19 protein-coding genes, 5 tRNA genes and 2 pseudogenes are annotated in these 17,107 nt (G+C 66.2%); 19 read left to right on the forward strand and 7 right to left on the reverse strand.

The features are described from left to right. Positions 1-4: 4 nt before the first annotated feature. The 8 genes and pseudogenes from kdsB (at position 5) to ACZK2V_RS07715 (ending at position 6,904) form a co-directional block, all read left to right on the forward strand. Positions 5-778, forward strand: a complete 774-nt coding sequence (kdsB, locus tag ACZK2V_RS07680; protein ID WP_486323076.1) for a 3-deoxy-manno-octulosonate cytidylyltransferase — start codon at positions 5-7, stop codon at positions 776-778. Between the two features lie 41 nt (positions 779-819). Further along, positions 820-1,147, forward strand: a pseudogene (locus tag ACZK2V_RS07685) (arsenate reductase/protein-tyrosine-phosphatase family protein); the annotation flags it as partial. A 110-nt stretch (positions 1,148-1,257) separates the two neighbouring features. Continuing rightward, a complete protein-coding gene (locus ACZK2V_RS07690) occupies positions 1,258-2,670 on the forward strand; it encodes a hypothetical protein (protein ID WP_197655532.1) in 1,413 nt (470 codons plus the stop codon). Next, on the forward strand, positions 2,667-4,511 hold the full coding sequence (gene uvrC / locus ACZK2V_RS07695; protein WP_486323077.1) for an excinuclease ABC subunit UvrC: 1,845 nt from the start codon (positions 2,667-2,669) through the stop codon (positions 4,509-4,511). Before ACZK2V_RS07690 ends, uvrC begins: the two co-directional genes overlap by 4 nt. A gap of 18 nt (positions 4,512-4,529) precedes the next feature. Next, complete coding sequence (pgsA, locus tag ACZK2V_RS07700; protein ID WP_012510614.1) at positions 4,530-5,156, forward strand: CDP-diacylglycerol--glycerol-3-phosphate 3-phosphatidyltransferase; 627 nt, start codon at positions 4,530-4,532, stop codon at positions 5,154-5,156. 237 nt (positions 5,157-5,393) lie between these two features. Continuing rightward, positions 5,394-5,469 (forward strand) — tRNA-Gly (locus tag ACZK2V_RS07705). A 137-nt stretch (positions 5,470-5,606) separates the two neighbouring features. Next, positions 5,607-6,713: an NAD(P)/FAD-dependent oxidoreductase gene (locus ACZK2V_RS07710; RefSeq protein ID WP_486323078.1), complete on the forward strand. Its 1,107-nt coding sequence runs from the start codon at positions 5,607-5,609 to the stop codon at positions 6,711-6,713. Between the two features lie 115 nt (positions 6,714-6,828). After that, positions 6,829-6,904 (forward strand) — tRNA-Gly (locus ACZK2V_RS07715). 67 nt (positions 6,905-6,971) lie between these two features. On the opposite strand, the gene ACZK2V_RS07720 is transcribed toward ACZK2V_RS07715, so the two are convergent. After that, entirely contained in the window at positions 6,972-7,319 is a 348-nt protein-coding gene (locus tag ACZK2V_RS07720) for a hypothetical protein (protein ID WP_050509834.1), read from the reverse strand. A gap of 190 nt (positions 7,320-7,509) precedes the next feature. On the opposite strand from ACZK2V_RS07720, the gene ACZK2V_RS07725 reads away from it, so the two are divergent. The 4 genes and pseudogenes from ACZK2V_RS07725 (at position 7,510) to ACZK2V_RS07740 (ending at position 11,767) form a co-directional block, all read left to right on the forward strand. Next, complete coding sequence (locus ACZK2V_RS07725) at positions 7,510-8,973, forward strand: efflux transporter outer membrane subunit (RefSeq protein ID WP_486323079.1); 1,464 nt, start codon at positions 7,510-7,512, stop codon at positions 8,971-8,973. After that, positions 8,970-10,108 (forward strand): annotated as a pseudogene (locus ACZK2V_RS07730) (ABC transporter permease). Before ACZK2V_RS07725 ends, ACZK2V_RS07730 begins: the two are co-directional and overlap by 4 nt. 10 nt (positions 10,109-10,118) lie before the next feature. After that, a complete protein-coding gene (locus tag ACZK2V_RS07735; protein WP_486323080.1) occupies positions 10,119-10,856 on the forward strand; it encodes an ABC transporter ATP-binding protein in 738 nt (245 codons plus the stop codon). Next, positions 10,853-11,767, forward strand: a complete 915-nt coding sequence (locus ACZK2V_RS07740) for an HlyD family secretion protein (protein WP_201118676.1) — start codon at positions 10,853-10,855, stop codon at positions 11,765-11,767. The genes ACZK2V_RS07735 and ACZK2V_RS07740 overlap by 4 nt, the downstream gene beginning before the upstream one ends. A gap of 10 nt (positions 11,768-11,777) precedes the next feature. On the opposite strand, the gene ACZK2V_RS07745 is transcribed toward ACZK2V_RS07740, so the two are convergent. The 3 genes from ACZK2V_RS07745 to ACZK2V_RS07755 all read right to left on the reverse strand — a co-directional run bounded on the left by ACZK2V_RS07745 (position 11,778) and on the right by ACZK2V_RS07755 (position 13,162). Next, entirely contained in the window at positions 11,778-12,218 is a 441-nt protein-coding gene (locus ACZK2V_RS07745) for a hypothetical protein (protein WP_236494412.1), read from the reverse strand. Positions 12,219-12,324: 106 nt separating this feature from the next. Further along, on the reverse strand, positions 12,325-12,768 hold the full coding sequence (locus ACZK2V_RS07750) for a hypothetical protein (RefSeq protein ID WP_486323081.1): 444 nt from the start codon (positions 12,766-12,768) through the stop codon (positions 12,325-12,327). Beyond that, complete coding sequence (locus tag ACZK2V_RS07755) at positions 12,761-13,162, reverse strand: hypothetical protein (RefSeq protein ID WP_032128918.1); 402 nt, start codon at positions 13,160-13,162, stop codon at positions 12,761-12,763. The genes ACZK2V_RS07750 and ACZK2V_RS07755 overlap by 8 nt, the downstream gene beginning before the upstream one ends. Before the next feature lie 130 nt (positions 13,163-13,292). On the opposite strand from ACZK2V_RS07755, the gene ACZK2V_RS07760 reads away from it, so the two are divergent. The 3 genes from ACZK2V_RS07760 (at position 13,293) to ACZK2V_RS07770 (ending at position 13,726) form a co-directional block, all read left to right on the forward strand. Then, positions 13,293-13,368 (forward strand) — tRNA-Gly (locus ACZK2V_RS07760). A 142-nt stretch (positions 13,369-13,510) separates the two neighbouring features. Further along, a tRNA-Gly gene (locus ACZK2V_RS07765) sits at positions 13,511-13,586 on the forward strand. A gap of 66 nt (positions 13,587-13,652) precedes the next feature. Further along, a tRNA-Cys gene (locus ACZK2V_RS07770) sits at positions 13,653-13,726 on the forward strand. Between the two features lie 77 nt (positions 13,727-13,803). Here ACZK2V_RS07770 and ACZK2V_RS07775 read toward each other — a convergent pair. Beyond that, complete coding sequence (locus tag ACZK2V_RS07775; protein WP_032128919.1) at positions 13,804-14,208, reverse strand: NUDIX hydrolase; 405 nt, start codon at positions 14,206-14,208, stop codon at positions 13,804-13,806. A 107-nt stretch (positions 14,209-14,315) separates the two neighbouring features. On the opposite strand from ACZK2V_RS07775, the gene ACZK2V_RS07780 reads away from it, so the two are divergent. Continuing rightward, positions 14,316-14,660 carry an N-acetyltransferase family protein gene (locus ACZK2V_RS07780; RefSeq protein ID WP_486323082.1) on the forward strand — a complete coding sequence of 115 codons (345 nt, stop codon included), beginning with the start codon at positions 14,316-14,318 and terminating at the stop codon, positions 14,658-14,660. Continuing rightward, on the forward strand, positions 14,626-14,835 hold the full coding sequence (locus ACZK2V_RS07785; RefSeq protein ID WP_486323083.1) for an N-acetyltransferase family protein: 210 nt from the start codon (positions 14,626-14,628) through the stop codon (positions 14,833-14,835). Before ACZK2V_RS07780 ends, ACZK2V_RS07785 begins: the two co-directional genes overlap by 35 nt. Positions 14,836-14,845: 10 nt before the next feature. Here ACZK2V_RS07785 and ACZK2V_RS07790 read toward each other — a convergent pair whose 3' ends face one another. Further along, positions 14,846-15,487, reverse strand: a complete 642-nt coding sequence (locus ACZK2V_RS07790) for a flavin reductase (RefSeq protein ID WP_121503776.1) — start codon at positions 15,485-15,487, stop codon at positions 14,846-14,848. 105 nt (positions 15,488-15,592) lie between these two features. On the opposite strand from ACZK2V_RS07790, the gene ACZK2V_RS07795 reads away from it, so the two are divergent. Both ACZK2V_RS07795 and ACZK2V_RS07800 read left to right on the forward strand, forming a co-directional pair. Beyond that, on the forward strand, positions 15,593-16,297 hold the full coding sequence (locus ACZK2V_RS07795; RefSeq protein ID WP_293792559.1) for an ArsR/SmtB family transcription factor: 705 nt from the start codon (positions 15,593-15,595) through the stop codon (positions 16,295-16,297). A gap of 123 nt (positions 16,298-16,420) precedes the next feature. Next, positions 16,421-16,690 (forward strand): hypothetical protein, encoded by a 270-nt coding sequence (locus ACZK2V_RS07800; protein WP_032128923.1) that lies wholly within the window; start codon positions 16,421-16,423, stop codon positions 16,688-16,690. Between the two features lie 15 nt (positions 16,691-16,705). On the opposite strand, the gene ACZK2V_RS07805 is transcribed toward ACZK2V_RS07800, so the two are convergent. Continuing rightward, positions 16,706-17,026, reverse strand: a complete 321-nt coding sequence (locus ACZK2V_RS07805; protein ID WP_486323084.1) for a hypothetical protein — start codon at positions 17,024-17,026, stop codon at positions 16,706-16,708. Positions 17,027-17,107 lie beyond the last annotated feature (81 nt).

Consider the following 17,107-nt stretch of genomic DNA (forward strand, 5'->3'; position numbering starts at 1 on the left):
CCCCATGACCGAATTCGTCGTCGCCATCCCGGCCCGCTATGCCGCCTCGCGGCTGTCGGGCAAGCCGCTGCGCCCGCTGGGCGGTGAGCCGCTGGTGCTGCAGGTGGCGCGTCGCGCGCTGCAGGCCGGTGCCGGCGAGGTCTGGGTCGCTACCGACGATCAACGCATTGCCGACGCACTGTCCGGTCTGGCCGAAGTGAAGGTGGCGATGACCGCCACCTCGCATGCCTCCGGTACCGACCGCCTGGCCGAGTGCGCGCGCATCGCCGGCTGGGCCGATGACACCGTCGTGGTCAACCTGCAGGGCGACGAGCCGTTCGCGCCGGCGGCGGGTATCCGCGCGGTGGCCCAGGCACTGGTTGAAGGCAATGCGCCGATGTCGACCCTCGCCACGACCGTCGAAGACGCGCATACCCTGTTCGACCCGAACGTGGTGAAGCTGGTGCGCAACGTGCGCAACGAGGCGATGTACTTCAGCCGCGCCCCGATCGCCTGGCACCGCGATGGCTTTGCACGCAGCCGTGACACGCTGCCGGCCGGTCACAACTGGCTGCGCCACATCGGCATCTACGGCTATCGCGCCGGTTTCCTGCAGCAGTTCGCGGCGATGCCGCCGGGCCAGCTGGAGCAGATCGAATCGCTGGAACAGCTGCGCGTGCTGGAAGCGGGTTTCCCGATCAGCGTGGCGATCTCGCCCGAACCGTTCCCGCCGGGCATCGACACGCCCGAGGACCTGGAACGCGCCGAAGCATTGCTGCAGACGCTGGCTGCCCGATGAAGCTGCTGGTCGTCTGCCTCGGCAACATCTGCCGTTCGCCGATGGCCGAAGGTGCGCTGCGCGCGCGCCTGGACGCCTCGCCGCTGGCTGGTCGGGTGCAGGTCGATTCGGCCGGCACCGGCGACTGGCATGTGGGCGAGCCACCGGACCGGCGAGCGATCGCCTGCGCGGCCGGGCATGGCGTGGACATCGGCGGCCTGCGCGCGCCAGCTGCAGGTCGCGGATTTCGACCGCTTCGACTGGATCCTGTGCGCCGATGAGGCCAACCTGCGCGATGCGGGCCGCCTGGTCACACCCGCCCAGCGCGAACGCCTGGCGTTGTACCTGCCGTGGACCGGCGGGCAGGGAAGGGGGGCGATCCCGGACCCGTACACCGGCGGCAGTGAGCATTTCGAACAGGTCTGGACATTGGTCGACGATGCTGCAAAACGTGCCGTGGCACGACTGTTGCATGACGCCGACTCCGGCATAATCGGGCCATGAACGTCCAGCCCGTCCCGGACCTGCCCGAGTTCGCCACCTGGCTCAATGCCACCCCCTGCACCCTGACCGAACTGCGCGGTCGGCCGGTGGCGCTGTTGTTTGTCAACGCCGCCTCCGCCTGGAGCGCGCAACGCCTGGCCGAGTTCGGCCAATGGCTGTCGCGCCACCCCGGCAAGCTGCAGCCACTGGTGCTGCAGGTGCCGCGCTTCGATTTCGAACGCGAGGCCGGCGCCGCATTGAAGCTGCTGCGTCGCCAGGGCCTGACGATGCCGGTGCTGCTTGATGCCGACTGGGATGGCTGGCGCCGCTTCGGCATCACCGCCTGGCCGACCCTGGTGCTGCTGGATGCGCAGGGCCGCGAACAGCAACGGCTGGTCGGGCAAGGCGCCCCCGGTGAGCTGGAGCGTGCCTTGAACGCGCTGTGCGAAGGCGCACCGTCGGCGCCGCCGCGTGGCGGCAGCGAACTGCACCCGGAACCCCGCCAGGCGCTGCGCTTCCCGCTGGGCCTGGCAGTCAGTACCGAACGCCTGTACATCGCCGACAGCGGCCATCACCGCATCCTCGAATGCAGCCATGGTGGCCGCATCCTTCGCCAGTTCGGGCTGGGCACCGCCGATTTCATGGACGGCAACCTCGCCGAAGCCGCGTTCCACCGCCCGCAGGCGCTGGTGCTGGAGCGCGATTCGCTGTACGTCGCCGACACCGGCAACCACGCGGTGCGTCGTATCAACCTGCTGACCGGGATCGTCGATACCCTGTGCGGCAACGGCCGTCCCGGTGCACCGATGGAAGGCCCGGTCGCGCAGGCGCGGCAGGTTGCGCTGGACCATCCTGTCGGCCTGGCCATTGCCGACAACCAGCTGCACATCGCCATGGCCGGCGACAACCGCATCTGGAGCTACCACCTGGGCCAGCGCAGCCTGCAATGGCGCGCGGGCAGTGGTTCCATCGACGAGCGTGATGGCAGCGGGCATCTGGCTGCCTTTGCCCAGCCGACTGCGCTGGCCGTGGTGCAGCAGGTGCTGTACGTGGCCGATGCGCTGGGTTCCTCGATCCGCGCGCTGCAGTTGCGCGGCGATCTGGTGCAGACCTTGGTCGGGCAGGGGCCGTGGCGCTTCGGCTGCGAAGACGGTCCGCGTTCGGACGCCAGCCTGCAGTTCCCACAGGCCATCGCGCTGAGTCCGGATGCGCCGCTGTTGTGGATTGCCGATACCGGCAACGGCCGCCTGCGCACGCTGCGCCTGGGCGGTGGCGAACTGACCACCCAGCCGTTGCCACGACGCCTGCATGGCCCGGCGGGGTTGGCGGTAGGCGCCGGTGCGGTGTGGATCGCCGAGACCGACGCCCATGCCGTGCTGCGATTCGACCCGGACAGCGGCGTGCTCAGCGAAGTCCCGATCAGCGAATGACCGACGTTCCCGCCCCGGCCTTCGACGGCAAGGCCTTCGCGGCCCAGCTCAGTACCGCCCCTGGCGTGTACCGCATGTACGCCGCCGACGACACGTTGCTGTACGTGGGCAAGGCGCGCGCGCTGCGCAACCGTGTCGGCAGCTATTTCAACGGCAGCCCGAAGAACGCGCGGATCATGTCGATGATCTCGCAGATCACGCGCATGGACGTGACCGTGACGCGCTCGGAAGCCGAGGCGCTGCTGCTGGAAAACCAGCTGATCAAATCACTGTCGCCGCGTTACAACGTCTCGTTGCGCGACGACAAGACCTATCCGCACGTGCTGCTGACCCGAGAGGACTGGCCGCGCATCGCGCTGCATCGCGGCCCGCGCGCCATTCCCGGCCGCTACTTCGGGCCGTATCCCGGCGTCACCGCAGTGCGCGAAACGCTGAACCTGATGCACAAGCTGTTCAAGCTGCGCAGCTGCGAGGACAGCGTGTTCCGCAACCGCTCGCGGCCGTGCCTGCAGTACCAGATCGGTCGCTGCAGCGCGCCCTGTGTGGAGCTGGTGCCGGCGCCGGACTACGCCGAATCGGTGCGTCGCGCCGCATTGTTCCTGGAAGGCAAGAGCGACGAGCTGACCCGCGAGCTGGGCGAGCAGATGCAGGCGGCCAGCGAGGCGCTGGAGTTCGAGCAGGCCGCGCGCCTGCGCGACCTGATTTCTTCACTGCGCAGCATGCAGACCCGCCAGTACGTGGATGGGCGCGCTGCGGATCTGGACGTGCTGGCGGTGGCCATGCAGGGTTCGCAGGCCTGCGTGCTGCTGCTGGCCTTCCGCGATGGCCGCAACCTCGGTACCCGCCCGTTCTTCCCGCGTACCAATGGCGAGGAGAGCCCGGAGGAAGTGCTGGCCGCGTTCGTCTCGCAGTACTACATCGAATTCGAGCCGCCGCGCGAGATCCTGTTGGACCGCGAGATTCCCGATGCCGACCTGCTGGTCGCCGCGCTGTCGGCCTCGGCCGAGCGCAAGGTACAGCTGAAGTGGAACGTGCGCGGCGAGCGTGCCGGCTACGTGGAGCTGGCCAGCCGCAACGCGCAGCTGACCCTGGCGACCGAACTCAACAGCCGCAACGCGCAGCACGCGCGCAGCGATGCACTGCGCGACATGCTGGGCCTGGCCGAGCCGGTCAAGCGTGTTGAGTGTTTCGATATCAGCCACACCATGGGTGAGGCCACCGTGGCCTCATGCGTGGTGTTCGACGCCGCCGGTCCGGTGCGCGCACAGTACCGCCGCTTCAACATCAGCGGTATCGAGCCGGGCGACGACTATGCCGCCATGCGCCAGGCCATCGACCGCCGTTTCCGCCGTGCGGTGGAAGAGCAGGGCGTGCTGCCGGACGTGCTGCTGATCGACGGCGGCGCCGGCCAGTTGGCCCAGGCCCAGGCCGCGCTGGCCGACCTGGGCGTGGAAGGCGTGTTGCTGGTGGGCGTGGCCAAGGGCGTGGAACGCCGCGCCGGCCACGAAGCGCTGGTGATGCCCGATGGCCGCGAGCTGCGCCCGGGCGCGGCCAATCCGGCGCTGCAGTTCATCCAGCAGGTGCGCGATGAGGCGCACCGCTTCGCCATCACCGGCCACCGCGGCCGCCGCCAGAAGGCGCGGATGACCAGCAAGCTGGAGGACATCCCTGGTATCGGGCCGCGCCGCCGCGCCAGCCTGCTCAAGCATTTCGGCGGCCTGGTCGGCCTGAAAGCCGCTGGTGAAGCGGAAATCGCCAAGGTGGAAGGCATCAATGACGCCCTCGCGGCACGTATCTACGCTAACCTGCACGGGTTGGCCACGCCTGATCCGGCCGAGTAGAGAGAGAAGCACGCAAGCATGAAGTTGACCCTGCCCACCTGGCTGACCTTGTTGCGGATCGTGATGATCCCGGTGCTGGTGCTGGTGTTCTACCTGCCCTACACCTGGACCAACTTCGCTTCGGCGGCGATCTTCGGCCTGGCCGCGATCACCGACTGGCTCGATGGCTGGATCGCACGCCGTTACCAGCTGGAATCGGCCTTCGGCGCCTTCCTTGACCCGGTCGCGGACAAGCTGATGGTGGCGGTGGCGCTGTTCCTGATCGTGCAGGGTCACCCGACGCCGTGGATGGCGTTCTGGGCGGCGGTGATCGTTGGTCGTGAGATCGCGGTGTCGGCGCTGCGCGAATGGATGGCCGAGCTGGGTCAGCGCGCCAAGGTGCGCGTGGCGATGATCGGCAAGGTCAAGACCACGGCGCAGATGGTCGCGCTGCTCTGCCTGCTGTATTCGGTGGCACCGAACGTGCCGGTGGAAGACATCTGGATGGGCTGGCCGGTGTTCCACATCGGTGACTGGACCCTGGCCATTGCTGCCGTGCTGACCCTGTGGTCGGGCCTGCAATACCTGCACGCCGCCTGGCCGAGCCTGCGCGATGACGAGCGCGCTGCGCGCGAGCGTGCGCGGCAGAAGAAGCTGGGCAACTGAGCCCTGGGGGCGGATCCCTTTCCTCAGGAATGGGCTCTGACCCCATCGGTGCGTTTATCCACGCATGGCGTGGATCAACTGTAAATGCCGCATCCACAGATGATGCGGATCCATCGGTTTGCGGGGATGCCATAGTAGATCCATGCCATGCGTGGATACGCAATGCAAGGTGCCACGCAGACCCTGAGAAAAAGCGCTTGACGCCATTCTTGGAATAGGTAAAATTTCGCCTCCCAAGCGGGAATAGCTCAGTTGGTAGAGCGCAACCTTGCCAAGGTTGAGGTCGCGAGTTCGAGTCTCGTTTCCCGCTCCAGATTCAAGAAAAACGCTCCCGCAAGGGGGCGTTTTTCGTTTGCGTCCAACGCGCTTCATTGCCACTTCACCGTCGCCCCATCGCCCCACCACATGAAGGTTGGATGCTGCATCCTTCGTTCCAAGGGTGACGCCGCGATGCCTCATCAATCCTCCGCCTACGACCACGACGTGGTCATCGTCGGCGCCAGTTTCGCCGGTGCCGCCTGTGCGTTGGCTGCTGTCCAATATGGACTGCGCGTGTGCGTACTCGAACGCAAGGCAGATCCCGGCGAGCGCCTGCACACCACCGGCATCGTGGTGAAGGAAGCGATGGAGCAGACCTGGCTGGGGCGCATGCCCGAACACCTGGTGCAACGCGTTGCCAATGTGCGCCTGTATGCGCCGAACCTGCGCAGCCTGTTGTTGGCCGCGCCGGGCTATTACTTCCTCACTACCGATACGCCGAACCTGATGCGCTGGCTAGCCAGCGAGCTGCGCGCGAACGGTGTCGACCTTCGCCTGCAGCAGTCCTTCACCGACGCCCATCGCAGTGGTGACGGCTGGCAGGTGGAAGGGGCAGGGCGGTGCGCCTACCTGGTCGGTGCCGATGGTGCACGCTCACGCGTTGCCCAGCGCACCGGGCTCGGCCAGGTGCCTGACAACCTCTACGGCGTCGAACGTGAGTTCGCCGGTCTGCAGTTGCCGCAGGGCGACGCACTCCATTGCTTCGTCAGCAAGCGCTTTGCACCGGGCTACATCGGCTGGGTCGCGCAGAATCCAACCGGCCTGCAGGTGGGATTGGCGCTGCGCCATGACCCGAACCAGGTGCGGCCGCCTGATATCGATGGCTTTCTTGAGCACGTGCGCGATGTGGTCGGCATTCCGCCTTCGGCGCGTCCCTCGGCCACCCGCGCAGGGCTGGTGCCCTGCGGCCGGCCGGATGGGCCGTTCACCGGCCAACGCGTGATCCTGACCGGCGACGCGGCGGGCATCGTCTCGCCGCTCTCCGCCGGGGGCATCCACTCCTCGTGGCGGCACGGCTGGGCGGTCGGCGAGGCGATTGCCCGTCATCTGCGTGGCCAGGGGCCGGAAGCGGAACGGGTGGCGCGGCAGGTGGCGCCGGCATTCCATGGCAAGCGCCTGCTGCGCTGGGCGATGGATCATCTGCAGGCCGACTGGCCGCTCAACGCACTGCTGCACACGGCGACCACGCGGCGCATCGCCGAGCAGGTCTACTTCCATCGCCGTGGCCTGCGAACCTGAGGTATCGGTCCTGGGGGCCTGAACGCCGCCCCACAATGCACGCGAAAATTCCTGTTGACGCCGTGCAGCAATATCGACACAATAGCGCTCCTTCGACGCAGGTCGAACGGAATCTGCGGGAATAGCTCAGTTGGTAGAGCGCAACCTTGCCAAGGTTGAGGTCGCGAGTTCGAGTCTCGTTTCCCGCTCCAGATTCAAGAAGAACGCTCCCGCAAGGGGGCGTTTTTCGTTTGTCACACCGGTTGCACCACCGCCGCGCTAGCGTGCCTTGCCGGGCAGGGCGCTGCACCAGGTCCGGGCATCCTGCCGGTGGAAACCGGGGCAGCGGTTGTCCTGCGGGATGTAGACGTAGGGAGCGTCATCTTCGTAGGTGAAGTGGTAGTAGTAGGTCCGGTCCTTCCCGTACAACCAGTAGTTCGACGAGCCCTGGTTGATGGCATACGGCTCGAACGTGAAGATCGAGGATTCGGCGGGAATGAAGTTGCTGCGCTCCATCAGTAGCAGCGTGGCGTTCGAGACCAGTGGGGTGGTCAGGACGAGCACGATCACACCGACAGTCGCTGTCGTGATCGAGCCAATCAGCAGCCAGCGGCGGGGGCGTTTCACGGTCGGGCAGCATCGAAGCAAGACAATGCCGCAATGTGCAATGCGCTGTGAAAGTCGTCCAGTGTTCCGTGCCGGGAACGCATTGAAAGCGTAGTGAAAGACTGGGTCGGCGTTGCCTGAACCGCACGCGTGCTGTGACCTTTTTCGGACCAATTCTCCATGTTCGCTCCACAATCGCACGGTAGCCTTCATGCTCCTTCTACACGTTGGCGGGCTGGTGGTCAGGCGTATCACTTCAGTGGCAGTGCCCAAGGCCGGGCACCGACTCTCCCTGCATGCAGTGCTGCGCCCTGGTGCGTTGTTGGCAAGCCTGGCCCTGGCCGGTTGCATGTCGGTGCCTGTTCCGGACCTGCCTGACCGCACGCCCAGCACCTGGACCCAGGTGCCGCAGGGCCAGGGCGTGGCAGTGGATGCCAGACAGTGGTGGAAAGTGCTGTCCGACCCGGCACTGGATGGCCTGGTCGACCAGGCCATCGCCGGCAATCTGGACCTGCAGCAGGCTACGCTGCGCCTGCAGGCCGTTCGGATCGTCGCCGGCACTTCCGACTCGCGTTTCCTGCCGGAAATCTCGGCCAGCGCCAAGCAGGTGCAGGACGCCGCCGCCGTCGATACCTACTTCCATGCCGGCATCGAAGCGATCTGGGACCTGGGCCTGTTCGGTGCCGCCGAGAGCGCGCAGTTGAGCGCGCAGGCTTCGGCCGGCAATGCCGAGGCGCTGCGCAATGCCGCGCAGGTGGCGGTGATTGCCGACTTGGTGCGCAGCTATCTGGACCTGACCGTTGCACAGGCCCAGCAGGACCTGCTGGGCCGCCAGCAATCGGTGGATGACCGCGGCGAGCACCTGGCCCTGGTCCGCCAGCGCCTGCGCCTGGATGAGCCTGGCGAACTTGATCGCCTGCGTGCACGCCAGGCCGCCACCCACGCCGCCATCGCACAAGCCCGGGAAAACGCCGACAACGCCGCCCGTGCGCTGGCATTGTTGCTGGGCCGTGATGGCCCGGATCCGGCTTGGCGCGCCTATCGCTCGCCGCCGAAGCTGGGCACGTTCTCGCTGCAGCAGGTACCGGCCGATCTGCTGCGCCACCGCCCGCAGATTCTGCTGGCCGAATCTGAAGTGATGCAGGCCGCGGCGAGCAAGGGCTCCGCACGTGCAGCGATGTATCCGCGGGTCAGTCTTGGTGGCTCGATCCTGTACGCCTACAACCTCACCCAGAACGCCCGCTCCAACTCCGATTCCAGTCCCTCGATCGGCCCGTACGTCGATATCCCGCTGTGGGATTGGGGCCAGCGTCGTGCGCGCTTCAATGCCGATGAAAAGCAGCTGGATGCTGCACTGCTCGGTTACCGCAAGGCGGTACTGGAAGGCGTGAGCGAAGTGGAGGGCGCGCTGGGCAGCCTGGCGCGCCAGGACAGCAGCATCCAGTCGCTGCGTGCGGCCAATGATGTTGCCGGCCAGCAGGTCAAGCGACAGGCACGTCAGGTGCAGCTGGGGCTGTCCAGTGAGTTTGATGGCCTGGATACGCAGCGTGCCGCGCTCGCCTCGCAGGCTGATCTGATCGGTGCGCAGGGCGCACGCGTGCTCGCGTTTGCTTCGCTGTACCGCGCGCTTGGCGGTGCACCGCTGCCGGCTGAGGGTGAGGGCGAACAGCAATGATCGCGCTGGCCCGCAAGACCCTGGCCTATGAGTGGCGCCGGTTTCTGCCGGTAGTGCTGGCGATGTGCTTCGCTGGCGTGCTGCTGATCGTGCAGGCGGCGCTGGTGCTGGGTATCTTCGGTACCGCCGCGATCTACGTGAAGGCATCCTCCGCCGATATCTGGGCCGGTTTCCCTGGCACCCAGAGCGTGAACTACGGCCATGCAATCAGTGCGGATGTGGAAAGCCACCTGCGCATGGATCCGGATGTCACCCGCGTCGAACCCTACGAGTGGGTCGATGGCGAATGGCGCTCCAGCGCGCAGGGTACCGGTAACGTGTCTGTGTATCTGTCCGGCATCTCCACCCAAGGCGACGCGATGATGTTCGCGCGCATCCTGCCCGCCGACCTGCGCCGCGCAGCTGCGCGAACCCGGTGCGGTGATCGTCGATAGCGCCGATCTGGATACGCTGGGCGTGGACCTGCAGAACAACCGTGCGTGGATCAATGGCAAGGCAGTGCGCGTGGTCGCGGCACAACCGGGCCTGCGTGGCCTTGGTGGCGTCAACGTGCTGGCGTCGCTGGATACCGCGCGCCATCGCGGGTACCGATCCGCACGAGGGCAGTACCTATTTCGTGGCGGGCCTGCGTTCGCCGGACCTGGCCGACCGTGTGCGCGACCGCCTGGCCACGTCGATGGGGCAGGCCACGCCGGTCGAGTTCTGGACGGCACCGGAGTTCGCCAGCCGCTCGCAGCAATACTGGCTGTTCGATACCGGTGCCGGCATCGCAGTGCTGTTCATGGCCGTCATCGTCTGCTTCGTCGGCGCGGTGATCACCAACCAGTCGTTTGCTTCGGTGGTGGCCGGTTCGGTGCGCGAGTACGCCACGCTCAACGCACTCGGTGCCGGTCGCTATGCGCTGGCGCGGGTGGTGTTCGAGCAGGCGCTGCTGATCGGCGGCGTGGGCATGTTGCTGGCGGCGGCGTTCAGCACCGTGGTGTTGTTGATCGCACAGACCCAGCGCGTGCCGGTACAGCTGACACCGATGGTGATCATCGGTTGCGTGGCGCTGGTCGCGGTGATGGCCATGCTGTCGAGCATCATGGCGGTACGCAGTGTCGTCCGCTCCGATCCATCGTTGCTGCTGCGTTGAGGACCAGCCGATGACTTCCATACGCGCCGTCGCCCCGACCCTGCAGGCCGACGCACTGGAAAAGGGTTTCATGTCCGGCGATGTGCAGGTGCAGGTGCTGCGCGGCCTGTCGCTGGACATCTACCCCGGTGAACTGACCCTGGTATCGGGCCCATCCGGTTGCGGCAAGAGCACGCTGCTGTCGTTGCTGTCTGGGTTGTCTGCGCCCGATGGCGGCCGCGTGCACGCGCTCGGGCAGGATGTGGGCCACATGACGCGCAGCGAGGTGGAGCGCTTCCGCCTGCACCATGTCGGCTTCGTGTTTCAGGGTTTCAATCTGTTCCCCGCACTGACCGCACTGGAACAGGTGCAGCTGCCGCTGGGCTATCGCGGCATGAGCAATCGCGAAAGCGAACCGCTGGCCCGCAAGGCATTGGACGAGGTGGGCCTCAGCCACCGCAGCCACATGCGTCCGGCGCAGCTGTCCGGAGGTGAGAAGCAGCGCGTGGCCGTTGCGCGCCTTCGCCAAGTTGCCGCCAAGTCGCCGACGCTGATCTTCGCCGACGAACCCACCAGCGCGCTGGACGCCGAGAACGGCCAGCGCGTGATCGACATCCTGCATCGCTACGCACGTGCGCACGGCGCCACCGTGTTGTGCGTGAGCCACGATCCGCGCCTGATCCGGCATGCTGATCGGGTGATCGCCATGGAAGACGGCATGGTCCGTGATGACCGCCGCCAGAACGAAACTGTAGAGTCCGCCCCATGACCAAGACGTTGCACCTGCTTCCCTTCAGCCTGGTACTGTCCGCGGCGCTGCTGCTCGGCGCCTGTTCCAAGGACGCGCCTGCCCAAGCACCTGCAGATAAAGCCGGCACTGCCACCGCCGGCAAGGTCGCGGTGGCGCGCGGCATCATCGACGTCGAGGGTGGCCTGATCGCGCTGGCGCCGCCAGTGGATGGCTCGATCACCGCCGCGCCGGTGAAGGAGGGTGCCACGGTGAAGAAGGGACAGTTGCTGCTGTCGCTGGATGGCGCCCTGCTGCAGCAGGAAGTGGCGATGGCCACCGCCGATCTGGCCCTGGCCAACGACCGCCTGAAGGGCAGCCAGGCGCAGTTGCGCGAACTGGAGCGCAACGCCACCCGTCTGTCCACCGGCGCCAGCGAAGGCGTGTCGTCCAACCAGCAGGCCGATGCGGCCAAGCAGCAGCTGGCAGGTGTGCGCGCCGATGTCGATGTGGCCGGTGCGCAGGTCGACATGGCCCAGCACAAGCTGGAGCACGCCAGACTGAAATTGCAGCAGATGTCGCTGAGCGCGCCGGAAGCCGGCACCGTGGTCGGCCAGGTGCCGGGCCTCGGCGCCTTCGTGCAGGCTGGCAAGCCGGCGATCTCGCTGCTGCCGGCGCGTCCGCTGCAGGTGCGTGCAGAACTGAGCGCCGCCTATGCCGATGCCGTGCAGGTGGGCATGAAGGCCACCGTCGTGCCGGACAGCGATGGCGCCGAAAACACCGGCACGCTGCCACCCGCGCGCGTGGTGCGCATCAGTCCGGTGTTCGCGCAGGCGCGCCTGCCTGAAGACGCCGGGCGTGGCGTGGCCAAGGTGGTGGAGTGCGTGCTGGAGTTCGACGGCGCGGCCAAGGCGCGGTTCGGCCAGCATGTGCGGGTGGAGTTCCGGAAGTAGGGCGCGGGCCTCAGTTCCCGAGCCAACGTCGCAGGCTAGGCCAAAGCGAGGCCGGCACAACCACGAGCAGTGCAAGCAGCAGGAGGGCGCTCATGCCGAGCAGCCAGTTCGAGTGGACGTCGCGCACGGGGGATTGATGCATGGCAGCCAAGCCCCATAGGACGTTCCACCCCAGCCATGGAATGAGGCTGATCAGGATCCGCAGCCACAGGCGGCGGAACCGCCATGGCTGCACAGCCAGGCCCAGCGCTGTCATTTCCACGAGGACGATCAGCGCGAACGTGATCACCGAGCCGATGGGATAGGGCAGTGTCCCGGACTCGGTGTGACGCAGTTGCCAGTAGTCTGGCTTGAAGCCGGCATGGATGAGCGCGGCAACTAGCAGTAGCCAGATGAGTGATGCCAGCAGCCAGAAGGAAGGGGGAGCACGGAATGCGATGGGCAGGGGCACGATGCAGGCGTTCGTCGCTGGCGGATCCTAAACTTCCTGCATCGACCTGCCGCAATCCATGCAAGAGATCCGAAAATGAAGCGGTGAAGCCCTCGGATCCAGCGCCTTAAGGAACCGCAGTCGGGGTCTTCTTCCTGCCGGAAATGCGTCCCAGGACGCTGACCAGCGACACCACGCACAGCGTCAGCAGCAGTCCCACGTCCAGCAGCAGCAACCACAGCAGGTGCATGCCGTGCACCGGTGGCTGATGCATGGCCGACAGCATCCACGGTACCGACCACGCCAGCAGCAGAACGAAGGCAATCAACAGGCGCAGCCACAGTCGCTTCAGTTTCCATGGCCGCACGATCAAGGCGGCCACGACCAGTTCTACCGTGCCCAGCAACGCGAACACGATGACAGTGCTGGTCGGGTAGGGCAGTTCGGCGCCTTCCAGGCGGTGCAGCAACCAGTAGTCCGGGGTGAAGCCGGCATTGACCAGTGCGGCGATCAGCGCCAGCCAGGTCAGCGCGACCAGCAACCAGAACAGGCGGATGTAACGTCTAGGCATCGGCGGTGTCCATGGTAGCGGGCAGGCGGCTGCGTGATGCATAGCACACCGATGTGGCGATCGCGGCCAGCGCCAGCAGGCCAGGTCCGACAGTGAAGTACAGCAGGCGCAGCGGGTGGTTGTGCATCAGCGTCCAGGTCGCGAACGTCAGCGGAACCGCCAGCACCAACAGCTTGGCGAACAGCGGCCGCAGCACCGCAATCAGTGGCTGGGCGCCAAGGAACATCCAGAACAGGTAGAACTGCGCGATGCCCAAGCTGATGTCGCGATGCGAGGTGAAGCCGAAATGGTCGCGATACCAGTTCATTCCCAGCGGAATCAGTGCCCAGTACAGCAGGGCCACCAGCAGATGCAGCAGCAGGGCGATCAACAGGGGCTTGCCGCGAAGGAACATGGGCGCACGGGGCTGGGCGGGGCAGCGTACCCCAGTGCGGACGCCCATGACCGCATCGTGTGAAGACTGTTGACGGCGTGAAGGAATTTGGACACAATAGCGCTCCTTCGACGCAGGTCGAACGGAATCTGCGGGAATAGCTCAGTTGGTAGAGCGCAACCTTGCCAAGGTTGAGGTCGCGAGTTCGAGTCTCGTTTCCCGCTCCAGATTCTACAGGGCCCCGGTAGGGGCCTTGTTTTTCTCCCGCCACGGCAAGGCGGGGCACGTTGGGCCGCAAGGCTTTACGCGCAGTCAGAAAGGTGAAATCGCTGGTGTGTGTTCCGGATTTCCGGTACCATGGCGGCTTACGCGGGAATAGCTCAGTTGGTAGAGCGCAACCTTGCCAAGGTTGAGGTCGCGAGTTCGAGTCTCGTTTCCCGCTCCATGTTCCGACAGGCCCCATCATGGGGTTTTGTCTTGTCAGGGCTCCGTTCCTGGCGTGCAGTACGTTGGCCTCATGGCAGAGTGGCTATGCACCGGATTGCAAATCCGTTTACAGCGGTTCGATTCCGCTTGAGGCCTCCAATTGAAAAGCCCTGACTCCGGTCAGGGCTTTTTTGTTTGTCTGGATGCCAGCTAACCTGCGTCCGGATCGATATCCGCTACAGCCTGGCCAGCGCCTGCACCGTGGCCTGGGTCAGTGGCTGGGGCAGCGCATCCAGCGCGAACCAGCCCAGCCCTGTCTGCACACCCGGCTCCTGGATGGAGGCCTCGGCACCGGCAGGTGCCCGAGCCTCGAAGATCGGCGCGACCCAGTGCTGCGCAAGTGTCGGCTCGAAATGATCGGCCACGCACAGCAGGCGCAGCAGCGTCACTTCCAATGCCGTCTCCTCGCGAGTTTCGCGGACCACGGCAGCCTCCACCGTTTCCATCCAGTCGACTTTGCCGCCGGGCAGGCCCCAGTGCCCGCGCTCCGGATCGCGTCCGCGCTGGATCAGCAGGATGCGGCCGTCGGCATCACGGACGACGGCGCCGCATCCAACGCGGGGAATCTGCAGTTCAGTCATGGCGGAGAATGAAGAAGGAGCTGACTTCATTCTTGCATGCACACCGCATCAGGTGGACCCGCGCTAGGCTGGGCACCTGTGCATCAACAAGCTCACAGGTGTGTCGCATGCTTATCCGGCAACTCGGTGCTGACGACGCCGACATTCTCTGGCAGGCACGGTTGCAGGCGCTTCGTGAGTCGCCCGCTGCGTTCCTGTCCACGCTGGCCGAGGCACAGAATGACTCGGCGGATGTGATGCGCGCCCAGCTTGCCGATCCTGGTACGCGCTACTTCGGCACATTCGTCGACGGCATGCTGGTGGGCTTCCTGCGTTACGTACGCCCGGTGCGGTTGGCGCGACGGCATACGGCGGAAGTGCACAGTGTCCATGTGGGTGCTGGCCATCGTGGCCAGGGTATCGCCCGTCAACTTCTTCTTGCCGCGTTCGCGGCTGCGCGCGGAAGGCATTGAATCGCTCACTCTCACGGTGCTGGCGGACAACGCCGCCGCGCGCGCGCTGTATGAATCGCTGGGTTTCACCGAATCCGGCGTCGAGCCGCGCGCGGTGAAGCGCGACGGCCGCTATGTGGACATGGTGTCGTACTGGATTTCAGTGACCAGCCACCCACCATCGCCGGCACCTTGAATCACCCGCTCTACGCCGGATCGTGGACCGGCGTCTGCGCGCGGAAGTTGCGCCCAACCGGTTCACCCACGCTCAGGTAGTGGCGGAACAGATAGATCAACGGTTTCCAGTGGGCGACATCGATGTGCTGGGTGCCAGCCACGGTGATCGCTTCGTGCGCATGCACGCAACGGATCCGTCCTTCGACGATCACGAAGCCCTGGCCGTCATCTTCGGCGGGCGGGTGCATCGCCATCACGCTGACTTCCACCTGCAGCGGGCACTCGGCAATCGCCTCTGGTGCGACGTGTGTCGAGGCGACCGCACTGAAGCCCCCCAGCGCGAACTTGTCGCGGACGTGCACGTAGCCCATCGCCTGTTTGGCAGTGGGCACCGGATCGCAGCCTGTCGCGCGCGCGATGGCCTCGACCTGTGCGGCCTGCGCGGAGGATGGGAAGTTCAGTACGCACTCGCTGCGCAGCTGCAGGTTGCGATAGCCCTGACCCTGCACGCCGAGGCCCAGCACTACCCGGTTGCCCAGGGCCCAGAACGAAGACAACGGACTGATGTTGCTGCTGCCGTCGTCGTTCAGCGTGGTCATCAGCAACACAGGCGTGCCCGGGTACAGGACCGAAGGGGTGATGCAGCGGCGGGGAATCGGAGCGGAATTCATGGCAGGCCTAGCACTATCGGGGTGGCCACTGTGCCGTGGCAGCGGGTGCCGACGCTTCGGCCTGCATCGAACTGTCGGCCTGCAACGGCGTGCCACAATGCGGGCATGGTCCACACCTCCGGTTCCCTTGTCAGCGTCGGTGCCCTGGTTGGCGACCAGGCGCGCGCATCCATGCTGCTGCAGTTGATGGATGGGCGTGCGTATACCGCGACGGAGCTGGCACGCGTGGCTGGGGTAACACCGCAGACGGCGAGCACGCATCTGCGCAGGCTGGTCGAGGGCGACCTGCTGGTCGCTGTCGCGCAGGGGCGCCATCGCTATCACCGGCTGGCCTCGGACGAAGTCGCCGACATGCTGGAGGGCATCCTGCGCGTTGCGGACCGCACGCCGTCCTGCACCGCTGAGGCATCACGCAGCATGCCGGCGTTGCGCCAGGCGCGTTCCTGCTACCGGCATCTGGCCGGTGTGCATGCGGTGGCGATCACCGACCGCTTGTTGCAGGCAGGGCACCTGGTCCCGCACCAGGCGCATTGGCAGGTGAGTGTGGAGGGCGCAGCGTTCCTGCAGGAGCTCGGCCAGCCGCTGGCTGAGCTGCTGCGGCTTCCCGTGACGGTCAAGCCTGCGCGCTACTGCCGAGGATGCCTGGACTGCACCGAGCGGCGCCCGCATCTGGCCGGGCTGGTCGGCGAGGCGATGCTGGACAGCTTCGTGAAGAACGATTGGCTTCGGCGGGTTGAGGGTCGACGCGAACTGCGCCTGACGCAGCCGGGGCGCGAAGCGCTGTGGACGCGGTTCGGCCTGGCGACATAAGGGCCCCTCCAGTCTCATTCGCCCACGACATGGCAAGGCGCTATGGTCGAGTTCCAAGTCTTAGGGAGCTGCAATGGCGAGCAAGGACATGAACGATCGCGGCACGCTGGCGGTATGCCGGCAATGAGCAAATCTTCTGTGGAAGTACGTTGGCTGACGTTTCGGCTGATGAACGGCCAGTCGATCGGACCGGATCGGCTGAAGGATGGATGGGTGATTGCTTCGGAGACCCGCCACTGTGGCGTGCGGCGTGAAGCCATTGAAGGCGCGGGCGTGGTCTACGCGCTGTATGCACCGGCCAACCTCGCCTCACCGCGGCGCGCGGAGATGCGCATGCGCGAATTCCTGATGAGCTCCGGCTACACCTTCACCATGGGTACGCTGGGCGGCTGACGCCGCCCTTTGGGGTCACGGGCGTACGGTCAGTGCCTGGCCGAGCATGCCGATCGGACCGCGCGCATCGTGCAGCACGGTGCTGGTCAAGCCGAGACCCTGGTGGCCAAACGACACCGACGTGTCGAAGCCCAGCCACTCGCCTTCGGGCATGCCGAACAGGTGCGCGGTCAGATCGAGGTTGGGGAAGGCGACCTCCTTCGGATCGGCGCGCACGGCCATGCCATTGGACAGATCGAACAGGGTGGCGGCACGGGCCAGCGGACTGACCGGCTCGCCGTCCAGCAGCGCGTGCTTCGCGCGCCCAGTAGGTGGCACGGCCGGGCCCCTGATCATGTCGGCGGATCTCCACGCTCTTGATGAAACCGCCTGGCCAGACCGTACCTGGGTCCCACGCGGGCATTGATTCCGGCGGAG

The organism is Stenotrophomonas sp. 93052_Sma (assembly GCF_056481145.1).